Genomic DNA, 14,379 nt, shown 5'->3' with positions numbered 1-14,379 from the left:
ACGACCATTTTAAAGCAGAGAAATGAGGCGAATACCTGCCGTGAGCACATCGAATATCTTCGGCCCCAATGCGTGGCTGATAGACGAGCAGTTCCAGCAGTACTCCAAGGACCCTAGCTCCGTAGATAAGGAGTGGCGCGACTACTTCGAAGCAAACGGCGCGCCCAAGTCTGAGGCACCTGCCAAGGAAGCCCCGAAGAAGCCGTCTAAGCCTGCCGCGAAGAAGACTGAGGGTACGACTACCGCCCGCAAGCAGGAGGCCCGCGAGACCAACGTGGATAAGTCCGTGGCCAAGGCGCAGGAAAAGTCCGCTAAGGCCAAGCAGTCCGTGAAGAAGTCCGAGTCCCCGCTCGACCGCATCGAAGACTACAAGGGCGGCGAGGAGCACCAGCTCAAGGGCATGTTCAAGGCCATTGCGAAGAACATGGAGGAATCCCTGGAGATTCCTACCGCTACCACCGTGCGCGATATGCCGGTCAAGCTCATGTGGGAAAACCGCTCCATGATCAATGACCACCTCAAGCGCACTCGCGGTGGCAAGATCTCCTTTACCCACATCATCGGCTACGCCATGGTTAAGGCCGTACAGCTGCACCCTGACATGAACGTGCGCTACGAGGAAAAGGATGGCAAGCCTTATGTCATCCAGCCGGAGCACATTAACCTGGGTCTGGCCATTGACCTGCCGCAGAAGGATGGCTCCCGCGCGTTGGTCGTCGCCGCCATCAAGGAGTGCGAGACCAAGTCCTTCTCCGAGTTTGTTGAGGCCTACGAGGACATCGTTACCCGTTCTCGCAAGAACAAGCTCACCATGGATGACTTCTCTGGTGTGACCATTAACCTCACCAACCCAGGCGGCATCGGCACCCGCCACTCCATCGCCCGCCTGACTAAGGGCGCCGGCTCCATCATCGGCGTGGGCTCTATGGATTACCCGGCCGAGTTCGCTGGCGCTTCCGCGGACCGCTTGGCAGACCTGGGCGTCGGCCGCCTGGTTACCCTGACCTCCACCTATGACCACCGCGTCATCCAGGGTGCAGAGTCCGGCGAGTTCTTGCGCACCATTGGCCAGCTGCTTGTCGACGGCGCCTTTTGGGACGACCTCTTCTCCTCCATGGGCGTGCCTTATGAGCCGTTCCGTTGGGCACAGGACGTGCCGAACTCCGGCGTGGACAAGAACACCCGCGTCATGCAGCTCATCGAGTCCTACCGCTCCCGCGGCCACCTGCTGGCCGATACCAACCCGCTGGGCTGGGTACAGCCGGGCCTGCCTAACCCGGACCACCGCGACCTCGACATCGCGACCCACGGCCTGACCATTTGGGATCTGGACCGCACCTTCAACGTCGGTGGCTTTGGTGGCAAGGAGCAGATGACCCTGCGCGAGGTGCTGTCCCGCCTGCGCGCCGCCTACACCTTGAAGGTCGGCTCCGAATACACCCACATCCTGGACCGCGATGAGCGCGGCTGGCTGCAGGACCGCCTGGAGGCGGGCATGCCGAAGCCGACCAACGCGGAGCAGAAGTACATCCTGCAGAAGGTCAATGCCGCAGAAGCATTCGAGAACTTCCTGCAGACCAAGTACGTGGGCCAGAAGCGCTTCTCCCTCGAGGGCGCCGAGACCCTCATCCCGCTGCTGGATTCCATCATTGATACCGCCGCCGGCCAGGATCTGGACGAGGTCGTCATCGGCATGCCGCACCGCGGCCGCCTGAACGTTTTGTTCAATATCGTGGGCAAGCCGCTGGCCGATATCTTCGGCGAGTTCGACGGCAACTACAAGGGCGGCCAGCTCGGCGGCTCCGGTGACGTGAAGTACCACCTGGGCTCCGAGGGCCACCACCTGCAGATGTTTGGCGATGGCGAAATCAAGGTCACCCTCGCCGCCAACCCATCCCACCTTGAGGCCGTGGATCCGGTCATGGAGGGCATCGCCCGCGCTAAGCAGGACATCTTGGACAAGGGCCCAGAGGGCCACACCGTTGTTCCGGTCATGCTCCATGGCGATGCCTCCTTCACCGGCCTGGGCATTGTTCAGGAGACCATCAACCTGTCCCAGCTGCGCGGTTATACCAACGGCGGCACCGTCCACATCGTGGTCAACAACCAGGTGGGCTTCACCACCACCCCGGACTCCGGTCGCTCCACCCACTACGCCACCGACCTGGCCAAGGGCTTCGACTGCCCGGTCTTCCACGTCAACGGCGACGACCCAGAGGCAGTTGTCTGGGTTGGTCAGATGGCAGCCGAGTACCGCCGCCAGTTTGGCAAGGACGTCTTCATTGATCTCATGGTCTACCGCCTGCGCGGTCACAACGAGGCCGATGACCCGTCCATGACTCAGCCGGAGCTCTACTCCGTCATCGACGAGCACAAGGCAGTGCGCGAGCACTACACCAACGACCTCATCGGCCGTGGTGACCTTTCCGCTGAGGACGCCGAGGCTGCCGCACGCGACTTCCACGACCAGATGGAATCCGTCTTTGCTGAGCACAAGGAAGCCGGCAAGGCCCGCCCGAAGGAGCAGACCGGCATCACCTCCTCCCAGGAGCTCACCCGCGGCCTGGATACCTCCATCACCGCCGAGGAACTCGCCGAGCTGGGTGCCGCTTATGGCAACCCACCAGAGGACTTCGAGTACCACAAGCGCGTGGGCAAGGTAGCCAAGGAGCGCGAGAAGTCCTCCCGTGAGGGCGGCATCGACTGGGGCTGGGGCGAGCTCATCGCCTTCGGTTCCCTGGCCGGTGAGGGCAAGGTTGTCCGCCTGGCTGGTGAGGATTCCCGTCGCGGCACCTTCACCCAGCGCCACGCCGTCACCTTCGACCCGCGCAACGGCAACGAGTACAACCCGATGCACGCGGTCGCCACCTCCAAGGGCAACGGCGGCAAGTTCATGGTTTACAACTCCGCTCTGACCGAGTACGCCGGCATGGGCTTCGAATACGGCTACACCGTGGGCAACCCAGACGCCCTCGTGGCCTGGGAGGCACAGTTCGGTGACTTCGCGAACGGCGCCCAGACCATCATCGACGAGTACATCTCCTCCGGTGAGGCCAAGTGGGGCCAGCTGTCCAGCCTGGTACTCCTCCTGCCACACGGCTACGAGGGCCAGGGCCCGGACCACTCCTCCGCCCGCATCGAGCGCTACCTGCAGCTGTGCGCTGAGGGTTCCATGACCGTGGCTCAGCCTTCCACCCCGGCTAACCACTTCCACCTGCTGCGCCGTCAGGCCCTCGGTGAGATGAAGCGCCCGCTGGTCGTCTTCACCCCGAAGTCCATGCTGCGCAACAAGGCGGCCACCTCTGCTGTGGAAGACTTCACCGAGGTCAAGCGCTTCCAGTCCGTTATCAATGACCCGAACTACGTCGACATCGACGGCAATAAGGTCGGCGATACCGACAAGGTCAAGACCATCATGCTGGTCTCCGGCAAGTTGTACTGGGATCTGGAAAAGAAGCGCGAGGCCGACGGCCGCGATGACATCGCCATCGTCCGCGTGGAGATGCTCCACCCGATTCCGTTCAACCGCCTGCGCGAGGCATTCGAGGCTTACCCGAATGCCACCCAGGTCCGCTTCGTTCAGGACGAGCCGGCCAACCAGGGCCCATGGCCGTTCTACAACGAGCACCTGCGCACCCTGATTCCGGATATGCCGGAGCTGGTTCGCGTTTCCCGCCGCGCACAGTCCTCGACTGCCACCGGTAACGCCAAGGTGCACCAGATTGAGCAGAAGAACCTGCTGGAAGAGGCCTTCGACATCTAGTCGCCTCTACCCCGTTTAAACCCCAGTGAGGACCTCCTCACTGGGGTTTATTCATGCCGACACCAGCATTAGTAAAGCTTCTGTTCTTGCTTCTGCCGGACCACTCCCTCGGCGTTCTTGCCCTCTCACGTCTTTTCTCATCTCCGATTCCTTCGCGCTCACCAGCGGAACACTATTGTCTTGGCGGTCGCTTTCCCATGAGCGCCAAGGGAGCGGGTTAAGAATTAGCGCGCTTACTCGATATGTCCAATCGTGACACGTATGCATGTCGCTCAAACCAGGCTGCAATGAAAAAGCACTAGCGTCGGTATTCACGAGCCCAGAATGGTTCCATATCGAGTCACACGTGTCCTTGATCCTGTGGAGGTGTTGGTCTGCCGGTTGCTAACCATCTGGAACTCCAAGTCGTCAACAAGCCCCGGGAACTCACACAAATCTGCCAACGATCAATCATTAAGAACCAGTGAGATTCGACCCGCCGGAAGAATCGGAGTCGCCTTCTTCATGGGCGATGTCGCCACCGGAGGAATTCATCCAGGAGCGTACGACCTTCTCCGCGCTGGAGTCGTCGTTTTCTACCTCTTCGACCATGTCAGAGAGGTCTTTTTGGGTAATGAACTTAGTCAGCGAGGCCACGGCCTGGCGCTCTTCACGGTCGAAAAGATCGTCTTGATAGAGCACCACGAAATTTTCTGGCAACTCGGGCTCGGCGTCCTCGCAGCCGCTGGCACCGGAAGGCTCGACCGTGGAGGTATCCGTGGGCAAGCTCGACATGAGCGCAATGTGGGTGCGGGCCAGGTAGTCCTCGCCGCCGGGCTCGGAGGCTTTCTGTGCCTTTTTGTAATCCTTAGAAATCGCCCGCGCCTCACCGGGATTGAGGATATTAAGGAACGCGCCGGTGCAGCCCACATAGAAATTGCCGCCCGGGTTCATGGAACGCCCACCCTTGGTCTCTTGGAAGATGTCTTCCTTCACAATGGACGCCTCGCGGCCCTGCCCCATCAGCTCCTGGCGGAAGATTTCCGCAAGGACAAGCTGGTCGGTCTCATTGGTATCCACCAAAATGCCAATGGGCTCGCTCTGGGGACTCTCGGCAAAGGGGTTGGTATCGAACTGGGAAGAGCAGCCGGAAAGCAGCGTTGCGGACAGCACCACACCGACAATGGCGCGGGCGGGACGGGCAAAGCTGCGCATAGCGATACTCTTCTCCTTTTAGTTAGCGGCGCGTGAGCGTCTAGCTGATTCTACACCGAGGGTGTGTTTACCTCCTGTTGCGGCGTGACTAAGATGGCAAGAGTTATGTCTAGCGTTATTACTGAATCCGCCGTACGCGAGGCACTCTCCCGCGTCGAAGACCCCGAAATCGGCCGCCCCATCACCGAACTCAACATGGTGAAGTCCGTTACCGTCACCGGTAATGACGTGGCCGTGGAAATCTACCTCACCATCGCTGGCTGCCCCATGAAATCCACCATCGAGTCCAATACCCGCGCTGCGGTAGAGGATATCGAGGGCGTTGGAAACGTCACGGTGACGATGGAAGCCATGAGCGACGAGCAGCGCCGCGAGCTGAAGAAGAAGCTGCGCGGTGGCCAAGCCGAGCCGGAAATCCCATTTGCAAAGCCAGATTCTACCACTCGCGTTTTCGCGGTGGCCTCCGGTAAGGGCGGCGTGGGCAAGTCCTCCATGACCGTCAACCTTGCCGCGGCATTGGTCCAGAAGGGCCTCAAGGTTGGCATCGTGGACGCCGATATTTACGGCCACTCCGTACCCAACCTGCTGGGCTGCACCGACGGCCCCACCGTGCTCGATGATGAGATGCTGCTGCCGCCGATTTCTCATGGCATTAAGCACATTTCCATCGGTCAGTTTGTGGAGGGTAATGCCCCGGTAGTCTGGCGCGGCCCCATGCTCCACCGCGCGCTACAGCAATTCCTGGCTGACGTTTTCTGGGGCGACCTCGACGTGCTGCTCTTGGATCTGCCTCCGGGCACTGGCGACGTCGCCTTGTCCGTAGCCCAGCTCATCCCGAATGCGGAGCTACTCATTGTCACCACCCCGCAGGCCGCGGCGGCCGAGGTGGCAGAGCGCGCCGGATCCATCTCCCAGCAGACCCGCCAGCGCGTGGCCGGCGTAATTGAAAACATGGGCGCCATGGTGATGCCGGATGGCTCCACCATGGATGTCTTTGGCTCTGGCGGCGGACAGATTGTGGCCGATCGCCTAGGCGTCATCTTGGGCCATGAGGTGCCACTGCTGGCCTCCGTGCCGTTGGATCCCACCCTGCGCAGCGGTGGCGATGCCGGCACGCCGATTGTTCTCGATTCTCCCGAGTCCCCTGCCGCCCAACAGATCCAGGCGGTGGCCGATAAGCTGGCCATCCGCTCCGATTCCCTGGTGGGCAAGAACCTCAACTTGGGCGTGAACTAACGCCTTAGGTTACATCGCCCCACAAGCCGCCGCCGGTGGATTCTTCCCCACCGCGTGGCGGCTTTTTCTCGGGCGCGGGCTGCTCCGTCGGCTGGGGAGCTTGGGGGCGTTGCTGCGGCTGGGGCTCTGGCTGCGGCTGCTCAGCGTAGATCTGGGAGTAGTCGAAGCTCGGGCGCTGCTGCTGCGGTTGAGACTGCGGCTGCTCCTCCGGCTCCTGTGGAGCGGTAGCGGTCTTGACGTTTTCTGCCATTTTCTTGGGGTTGAAATCGTCCCAAGCGGAATCGTCGCCGTCGAAAAGCGCCTTGGTAATAGCGCCTTTCGGGCCGAGGCGCGTCCACTGGGCTGCTTGGGTGAGCGGGCCGCGGATATCATCGAATTCCGAGGTAATCGAGCCCATCTCGCCGTTGAGCTCTGCCTTAGCGTTATTGATGGCCTTGCGCGCCGCGTAAATGGCCGCGCGCACATCCTTAATCACCTCGGGCATGCGCTCCGGGCCGATGACGATGATGCCCAAAACCACGATGACGAAAATCTCGGGCCAACCAATGGAAGAAAACACGGTTAAATACTAGTCCCTCACTCTTAGCCGCGCTGATTGTGCTTGATTGCGCGAACCATCATCTCCACCTTGTCCAAGAAATCCTGCTGCGGCCGGTGCACGGGCGTTGCCGCATCCGGCCCGGGCGCAACCTCTTCGGTGGCAATGCCCGCGAGCTTTGCCAGCAGGGATTGCGGCGCCTTGACCTTAGCGGAATCCGCGCAGTGGCGAACCCACTCTGAGGCATGGCGCTGCTGGTGCACATCCGCGCGGCACTCGGCGCAGTGCACCAAGTGGATGCGCACGCGGTGCATGAATTTCGGTTCCATCTCCCCATCTACGAAGGCAACGACAGCCTCAGGGCCAAGGTGCCCGATGGTATCGCTGCGCCGCGCCTTGGCTTTCGCCTTATCGCGGGCCTTGGCCTGGGCGGCATCGAATCCGCCGTGCACGCTCAGCGTGGACACGGGCCGGCGTCCTCGCAGCGAGTCCATCGACACCCTCCTCCACTAGTTGCTTGGCCTTCAGTGACACGGAAAGTCCCCGCCGGCAGCGGGGACTATGCAGTTTCTTTAGAGTTTAGCGCGCGATGGTTTAACGCGTGCGCAGCAGCATGCGGGTTTCCGCATTGGTTTGTGCTTCCTTTTCGAGTGCCGCACGCAGCTGCGAGCGACCACGGTGGATGCGAGAGCGCACCGTACCCATCTTGACGCCTAGGGTTTCTGCAATTTCGTCATAGCTCATGCCAACCACATCACACAGCACCACGGCCACGCGGAAATCGGGAGCCAGACCATCGAGCGCAGACTGCAGCGCCGGGTCCAAGTTGGCCACAGTATAGGCCTGCTCCGGGGTCATATCCGTGCCGGGCACGCGCTCATAATCCTCCGGCAGGGCCTCCATGCGGATCTTGGAGCGGTGGCGAACCATATCCAAGAAGAGGTTGGTGGTAATGCGGTGCAGCCAGCCTTCAAACGTACCGGCCTGGTATTTATCCAGGGAGCGGAAGACGCGCATGAAGGTTTCCTGGGTGAGATCCTCTGCATCGTGCTGATTACCAGAGAGTCGGTACGCCAAGCGATAAACGCCATCGGCGTGTTCGGCCACGAGATCACCCCAAGCGGGCATGTCGGCTTCGCCGGCATCGAACGCCGCGGTACCGGTCAACGCCGCCTCAGGGGTGGCGGGCTGAAGGGATTCGGCATCGCGCTTCGTTGTTGTCATGCATGTCATCTTTCTATACTTCAAAGTGAAACTCCAGCCACAGTGCTGATAATTTCCTGTGAGTCCGTCACATTATCCCCACCTACCACAACCTTGCTGGCTAGGCGCGTTTTTGCCACATCGACGGACACTTTTCCCTAAGGTTTATTACGTGACTACTACCGCATATGAAGCACTGCGTTCTTATATCGAGACCACCAGCGAGCCTTCGGCGGCCCTGCGTGGCGCGCGCGACCACGCCGATGAGTACGGTCTGCCCGTTCCTGATGAATCAACGGGCCAGCTGCTCGCCACGCTGACGGCCGCCTCGTCCAGCTCTACCGAACGCCCCCAGTCCGTGGCGATCACCCCAGCCGCCAATGTGGTAGGCCTCTACCTGCTTGCCGGCATGCCCGATAATGGCATTTTGACCTGCATCGACCCCGAGGCTGAGCACCAGCGTAGCGCCAAGACCGCCTTCCGCGAGGCGGGCTATCCACCTTCACGCGGCCGCTTCCTGCCGTCTCGCCCACTCGAGGTCATGGGCCGCTTGGCTAATGATGCCTACCAGGTCATCTACGCCGACGTCGCCGCGCTCGAGCTCCCCGCCATCATCAAGGCCGCGTGGCCATTGCTGCACCAAGGCGGCACCCTGGTCTTGGCTAATTCTTTGCTCGATGGCACGCTTGCCGACGTCTCCCGGACCGACCGCGACACCGCCGCCGCCCGCGAAGCAGACGAGTACCTGCGCGAGCTCGAGGGCGCGAACGTCACCCGCTTGCCGTTGGGGTCCGGGCTCACCCTCGTAACGAAACTCTAGACCTTCTGGTTTTTGCCGACGACAACCACGCCGCCGTCAGAAACCTTGAAGCGCTCCTCATCACGCTCGCGGTCCACGCCGATAATTGCGCCATCGCTGACGACGACGTTCTTATCGAGGATCGCGCGGCGCACCACCGCACCACGGCCGATGCGCACGCCCGGCAAGATGACCGATCCTTCGACCGTGGCGCCATCGGCCACGTGGACATCAGACGCCAGCACGGAATTGCGCACCGTGCCGCCAGAGACGATGCAGCCCGGCGCCACCATCGAAGACTGCGCGATGCCATTTTGCACGAACTTCGCCGGAGGGAAATTGGAGTCATCCGTGGAGTGAATCGGCCAATTCCGGTTATAGAGGTTAAAGATCGGATGCACCGAAATCATGTCCATGTGCGCTTCATAGAAGGAATCAATGGTTCCCACGTCGCGCCAGTAGCCATGATCGCGCTCGGTAGACCCCGGCACCTCATTGGCCATGAAGTCATAGACATGCGCCTGCCCACGCTCCACAAAGTACGGGATAATATCGCCGCCCATATCGTGGGCCGAGTCCTCGTTCTTTTCGTCCTCCAAGAGGGCGTCAATAAGCGCCTGCGCCGTAAAGACATAGTTGCCCATCGAGGCATAGCTCATATTCGGATCATCCGGCGTAGCCGGTGGGTCCGCAGGCTTTTCCACGAACTCCGTGATGGTTCCCATGCCATCGGCCTGGATGCATCCGAACGCCGTTGCCTCCGAGCGCGGCACGCGAATGCCGGCCACCGAGCAATCCAGCCCCGTGGCAATGTGCTCTTCTACCATCTGCGCCGGATCCATGCGATAGACATGGTCTGCGCCGAAGACGATGACGTAGTCCGGATTCTCGTCATAGATGAGGTTAAGCGACTGCACAATGGCATCCGCGGAGCCGTTGTACCACCGCTTGCCGCGGCGCTGCTGGGCAGGCACCGAGGCAATGTACTGCGGCGTCGGCCCTGCTAAGTTCCACGCCTGGGAAATGTGGCGGTCCAGGGAGTGGGACTTGTACTGGGTCAGCACCGCAATCTTGAGGAAACCGGCGTTGACCAGATTGGACAGGACAAAGTCAATGAGGCGGTAGGAACCGCCAAAAGGCACGGCGGGTTTAGCGCGGTCTTCGGTCAGGGGAAAAAGACGCTTTCCCTCGCCGCCGGCGAGGACGATGGCTAGGACATTTGGCAGGCTTCTCACGTTTCCAAACCTAACCGCAAATCCCACATTTCGCAGCAGATATATGCACATTTCTACCCCCATCCCGTATTTCTGCACGCGGCACCAGAGATACGTATTCTGGGTGGGCATGAGAGCCGGAATCTTTTCCAAAGAATACCCGCCGGAAATCTACGGCGGGGCCGGAGTTCACGTAGCTGAACTCACCCGTTTTATGCGCGATATCATCGATGTCTCCGTGCACTGCATGGGCTCCCCGCGCGAAGAAGAAGACGTATTTGTCCACGGCGTGGACCCCGCACTTGAGGGTGCTAATGGCGCGCTTAAGACTTTGTCCACTGGGCTTCGCATGGCCGATGCCGCCTCCGATATCGACATCGCCCATTCCCACACGTGGTACACGGGTCTTGCCGGCCACCTCTCCGCCCAGCTCTACGATATTCCGCATGTGGTCACCGCCCACTCGCTGGAGCCGCACCGCCCGTGGAAGCGCGAGCAGCTCGGCGGCGGCTATGACGTTTCCTCGTGGTCCGAGAAGAACGCCATGGAATATGCCGACGCCGTCATCGCCGTCTCCGCCGGCATGAAGGACTCCATCCTTGATGCTTACCCACGGATCGACGCCTCCAAGGTCCACGTTGTCCTCAACGGCATCGACACCGAGCTGTGGCAGCCACGAGAGGGAGATGTGTTGGACAAGCTGGGCGTCGATAAGCAACGCCCCATCGTTGCCTTCGTCGGCCGCATTACCCGGCAAAAAGGCGTGAAGCACCTGTTGCAGGCGGCGCAGAAATTCGACCCGGATATCCAGCTGGTGCTGTGTGCCGGCGCGCCCGATACGCCCGAAATCGCGGCGGAGACCGAGGCGCTGGTGGATGAGCTGCGCGCCCAGCGCGATGGTATTTTCTGGGTCAAGGACATGCTCCCGCGCAACGAGGTCCAGCAGATTTACTCCGGTGCGGATGTGTTTGTTTGCCCGTCCATCTACGAGCCGCTCGGCATCGTCAACCTGGAAGCTATGGCCTGCGGCACGGCCGTTGTCGCCTCCAACGTAGGCGGCATTCCGGAGGTTGTGGTCGATGGCGAGACCGGTGTGCTGGTGCCATACGACGCCGCCGCTACCGCCGCCTTCGAAGCCGACCTCGCCGCCGCCGTCGATGACCTCGCCGTCGATAAAGAGCGCGCCGCCGATTTCGGCCGCGCCGGCCGCGAGCGCGCCATTCGCGATTTCTCTTGGGCTACCATTGCCGCCCAGACCGTCGATATCTACCGCAGCTTGATTTAAGGAAGGATAGCCGTGACAACTCACCGCCCCGAACTGCATTTTGTCCCCGAAGACGGCGTCCTCGACGCCCCCGCTGGTATCCTGCGCGACGGCGATACCTGGCACCTGTTCTACCAGTACCGCCCCACCGCAGACTCCCCTGCCCGCTGGGGACACACCTACTCCGAAGAGTCTCCCTTTGACTGGTTGGACTGCGACGATGTCCTCGCCCCCGTCGGCGGCGAGCTCTCCCTGCGCGCAGGTTCCGTAGCCCAAGGCCCGGACGATATCCATCTCTACTTCACCTCCGTGACCGCCGCCGGAATCGCCGTTCACCTCGCCCGCTACGCTGACGTGGACGAGATCTGCGAGGTCTCCGACGACCCTCAAGCGCTCGACCCCAATGTTGTTCGTTTTGGCGAGGTCGTAGGCAATACCCGCAACTTTGATCACTTCCGCTCCCCCTGCGTGGTGCCCGATTGGGCCTCCGAGGACCGCGATGACGGCCACGACGGCTGGCTCATGCTCGCGCTCACCGGCCACTCCGACGCCCCGGTTCCCGTCATCCTCGAATCCACCGACGGCGTGTCTTGGCGCCTGCGCGGCGGCCTCAAGTTCGACGGCGACCCTGGCTTCCTCGAAGGCGAGGTCCCCGTTACCTCGCCCATCCCGCCGGTTGTCTCCCCGCGCCTGGTTCGCCTGCGCGATGAGGTTGACGGCAATATCTACGACGTCCTCTTCGTCACCCTAGAGCGCGGCGGCCGCGACGTCTCCGGCTACCTCGTCGGCCGGCTGGAGGGCACCACCTTTACCGTGGTCTCCGGCTTCCGCCGCGTGGACTTCGGCCACGATTTCTCCCGCCCGCGCAGTACCAACACCACTACCGGCACTCTCACCCCAGAGCAGCGCTACGAGCGCGCCGTCATCGTCGGCCTCCTCAACGGCAACGGCCGCGGCGACGACGCCACCGCGCACGCCTCCTGGGAGGCCGAAGGCTGGGCCAATGCTCTGTCCCTGCCTCGCCGGGTCACCCTCGAAGGCGGCGTCCTCTACCAAGCACCCGCCCCCGGTTTGCCCGATGCCGTCAAGCTCTCCGATTACGCCCGTTCCTGGACCGGCGTTATGGAGGTCCCTTCCGGTTCCTGCGTAACGGTCACGCTTCTCGACGGCGCCGGTGACCCCGCCGCCACCATCTGCCACTCCGGCGATGACATCAGTCTCGATCGCTCCATGAACAAGGCCTTCGACCACTGTTTCGCTGATTCCAAACCCGCCACCGCCACGCTTGCCGAAGGCGACTCCGATACCCTCACCATCATCCAAGACGGCTCCACCGTTGAGGTATTCGTCGACGGCGGCCTCATCGCGATGGCCTCCCGCGTCTACTTCGAAGGTGGCTGCTCCGGCCTGCAAGTCGAGACCTCCGGCGATGCCGTCATCGAGCAGGACTGGCAGCGCTCCGGCTCCAAGCTTTAATCCTCCTGGCTCGCCCCTCCTCACCCAACCCGTCTCTCTCCGTCCCTCCCCCCGCCCTTCGCGCTCACCGGCGCGGCCGCCCACCGCGGTTCCGCCTCTCCTGGTGAGCGGCAAGAGCGGGGATTTCGTTTTCAATCCACATCGCTGGGCTGCGTCTCCCCTAGCTCCCTCACACGCGTCCTTCGCGCTCACGGGGAGAAGCTGGGGCGTCGGAAAGCGTGTGCCGGTGAGCGGCAAGGGGGAAACCTCCCCTCGCGCTCACTGGGGAGACGAAAAGAACCGCCCCACGCGCTTCCGGTGAGCGCGAAGGGCGGTGGAGGTGGCTGTGGCCGGCCGGGAGCTAGACGGCGCGGAGGCGATCCAAGCGGGCGCGGGCGGTGACCGTGAGCGTCGGGGGCAGTGCGGCCATGCGCTCGGCGAGTTCGCCGGCGCTGATGTGGCGCGCGGACGGGCTCATGCCGACCTGAGCGGCGACGGAGGCCTTATCAAGCTCGATGGGGAACGAGATATCCACCGGGTCGGCCGCCTGCTCGAGAAAGCCCTCGGCCTGCTCATACATGCGCTCCACCTTGCCTTCTTCCACGCCAAGGATGCCGAGCGGCTCGCGCAGCTCATCCAGGTGTCCGGCGCCCGGGGTCAAGACGATGACCTGGCCACCCGGGGCGAGCACGCGTTGGAACTCGGCTGGATTGCGCGGGGCAAAGACGACGGAGATTGCGTTGACGGACTCATCCCGGATGGGCAGGCGCTCCCACACATCGGCCACGACGGCGCCGACGCGCGAGTGGCACTTAGCCAAGTGCTTCGCGGCGTGCGGGGAAATGTCGAGGCCGACGCCGCGGGCCTCCGCGATGGAGTCCAGAGTATGCGCCAGGTAGTAGCCGGTGCCGGCACCCACCTCGAGGAGGGAGGCGGGCGTGGACTCGGCCAGGGAGGCGGAATCCAGTGCGTCCTGGACGGCCCCGGTTACCGCCTCGACGAAGGGCGCGAAGTGGCCCATGGCCAAATAGGTCTCGCGGGCGTTGACCATATCCATGTCATCGCCCTTGTGCTTGAGTCCGGCGCCGGCGGCCAAGGTGACATAGCCCTGCTTGGCCACATCATAAGAGTGGCCGGATTCCGAAACGAGGCGAGAGAAATCATCGGCACCAGAAAGCGCGGTGCCATCGTTGGGATCGGCCAGAATGTCGACGATATGAGAAAGCATGTACCTAGACTAGCTAGAAACCTCGGTCAACAGGGAACCGAGCTCGGCGGCTTCGTCCTTGCTCAGCTCGATGACGATGCGACCGCCGCCATCCGAGGGGATGCGCATGACAATTTTGCGGGACTCCTCTACTGCTTCCATTTCTCCGCCCGTGGTGCGCGGCTTCATTGCTGCCATAGTGAGTCTCCTTTAGTTAACTTCTTTTCTTTCCAGCTTAGACCTTTTCTGCGCGGAAGATAGTTGTTCCTCCAATTGCGTGAGGAGATCGTCCACCTGATCCTGGCGGTATCCACGGGGAACTACCTCGAATTTCACCTGGTCAAGGCGGCCTTCGCGGAGTGCGGCGCGGTTATTTTCGCGCACCTTCTGCGGCTCGTCGAGCGGGTGCATGACCTCGCCGCGGCCAAAAATGGAGCCCCATACCCAGGTGCCGATGACGGTCAGGGCGATAAGGACTAGGAGGAGCATAATCCAAGACAGCATGG

General features: G+C 62.1%; 13 protein-coding genes. 5 read left to right on the top strand and 8 right to left on the bottom strand.

The features are described from left to right. The first annotated feature begins 40 nt into the window (after positions 1–40). On the top strand, positions 41–3,763 hold the full coding sequence (locus tag QP965_RS02965) for a multifunctional oxoglutarate decarboxylase/oxoglutarate dehydrogenase thiamine pyrophosphate-binding subunit/dihydrolipoyllysine-residue succinyltransferase subunit (protein ID WP_502869236.1): 3,723 nt from the start codon (positions 41–43) through the stop codon (positions 3,761–3,763). 453 nt (positions 3,764–4,216) lie between these two features. Here QP965_RS02965 and QP965_RS02960 read toward each other — a convergent pair whose 3' ends face one another. Continuing rightward, on the bottom strand, positions 4,217–4,957 hold the full coding sequence (locus QP965_RS02960) for a hypothetical protein (RefSeq protein WP_284844050.1): 741 nt from the start codon (positions 4,955–4,957) through the stop codon (positions 4,217–4,219). 105 nt (positions 4,958–5,062) lie between these two features. Between QP965_RS02960 and QP965_RS02955 the strand changes: the two genes are divergently transcribed. Then, positions 5,063–6,193, top strand: a complete 1,131-nt coding sequence (locus tag QP965_RS02955; protein WP_040425048.1) for an Mrp/NBP35 family ATP-binding protein — start codon at positions 5,063–5,065, stop codon at positions 6,191–6,193. 4 nt (positions 6,194–6,197) lie between these two features. Here the strand turns inward: QP965_RS02955 and QP965_RS02950 are convergent, their stop codons facing one another. The 3 genes from QP965_RS02950 to sigE all read right to left on the bottom strand — a co-directional run bounded on the left by QP965_RS02950 (position 6,198) and on the right by sigE (position 7,955). Next, on the bottom strand, positions 6,198–6,752 hold the full coding sequence (locus QP965_RS02950; RefSeq protein WP_284844051.1) for a twin-arginine translocase TatA/TatE family subunit: 555 nt from the start codon (positions 6,750–6,752) through the stop codon (positions 6,198–6,200). A 23-nt stretch (positions 6,753–6,775) separates the two neighbouring features. After that, positions 6,776–7,225 (bottom strand): anti-sigma factor family protein, encoded by a 450-nt coding sequence (locus tag QP965_RS02945; RefSeq protein WP_284844052.1) that lies wholly within the window; start codon positions 7,223–7,225, stop codon positions 6,776–6,778. 100 nt (positions 7,226–7,325) lie between these two features. Next, positions 7,326–7,955, bottom strand: coding sequence for an RNA polymerase sigma factor SigE (gene sigE, locus QP965_RS02940; protein ID WP_284836430.1), 630 nt, complete (start codon positions 7,953–7,955; stop codon positions 7,326–7,328). Between the two features lie 151 nt (positions 7,956–8,106). Between sigE and QP965_RS02935 the strand changes: the two genes are divergently transcribed. After that, positions 8,107–8,754: an O-methyltransferase gene (locus QP965_RS02935; RefSeq protein ID WP_284836429.1), complete on the top strand. Its 648-nt coding sequence runs from the start codon at positions 8,107–8,109 to the stop codon at positions 8,752–8,754. Here QP965_RS02935 and glgC read toward each other — a convergent pair. Next, positions 8,751–9,968 carry a glucose-1-phosphate adenylyltransferase gene (gene glgC / locus QP965_RS02930; RefSeq protein WP_239277895.1) on the bottom strand — a complete coding sequence of 406 codons (1,218 nt, stop codon included), beginning with the start codon at positions 9,966–9,968 and terminating at the stop codon, positions 8,751–8,753. The two genes, QP965_RS02935 and glgC, sit on opposite strands and share 4 nt — an antisense overlap. A 109-nt stretch (positions 9,969–10,077) precedes the next feature. Between glgC and glgA the strand changes: the two genes are divergently transcribed. Both glgA and QP965_RS02920 read left to right on the top strand, forming a co-directional pair. Then, a complete protein-coding gene (glgA, locus tag QP965_RS02925; RefSeq protein WP_284844053.1) occupies positions 10,078–11,232 on the top strand; it encodes a glycogen synthase in 1,155 nt (384 codons plus the stop codon). A gap of 12 nt (positions 11,233–11,244) precedes the next feature. Then, complete coding sequence (locus QP965_RS02920) at positions 11,245–12,687, top strand: GH32 C-terminal domain-containing protein (protein WP_284844054.1); 1,443 nt, start codon at positions 11,245–11,247, stop codon at positions 12,685–12,687. Between the two features lie 340 nt (positions 12,688–13,027). On the opposite strand, the gene QP965_RS02915 is transcribed toward QP965_RS02920, so the two are convergent. Genes QP965_RS02915 through QP965_RS02905 form a run of 3 tightly spaced genes read right to left on the bottom strand, consistent with a single transcriptional unit; the run spans position 13,028 to position 14,377 of the window. Beyond that, a complete protein-coding gene (locus QP965_RS02915) occupies positions 13,028–13,894 on the bottom strand; it encodes a methyltransferase domain-containing protein (RefSeq protein WP_284844055.1) in 867 nt (288 codons plus the stop codon). A gap of 9 nt (positions 13,895–13,903) precedes the next feature. Continuing rightward, positions 13,904–14,071 carry a DUF3117 domain-containing protein gene (locus QP965_RS02910; protein WP_005323535.1) on the bottom strand — a complete coding sequence of 56 codons (168 nt, stop codon included), beginning with the start codon at positions 14,069–14,071 and terminating at the stop codon, positions 13,904–13,906. 12 nt (positions 14,072–14,083) lie between these two features. Then, positions 14,084–14,377, bottom strand: coding sequence for a DivIVA domain-containing protein (locus QP965_RS02905; RefSeq protein WP_284813818.1), 294 nt, complete (start codon positions 14,375–14,377; stop codon positions 14,084–14,086). Positions 14,378–14,379: the final 2 nt, after the last annotated feature.

The sequence above is a fragment of the Corynebacterium sp. MSK074 genome, from assembly GCF_030229735.1.
Classification (GTDB): domain Bacteria; phylum Actinomycetota; class Actinomycetes; order Mycobacteriales; family Mycobacteriaceae; genus Corynebacterium.
The sequence above is the reverse complement of the archived record's forward strand: the minus strand, read 5'-3'. Positions and strand labels throughout refer to the sequence as shown.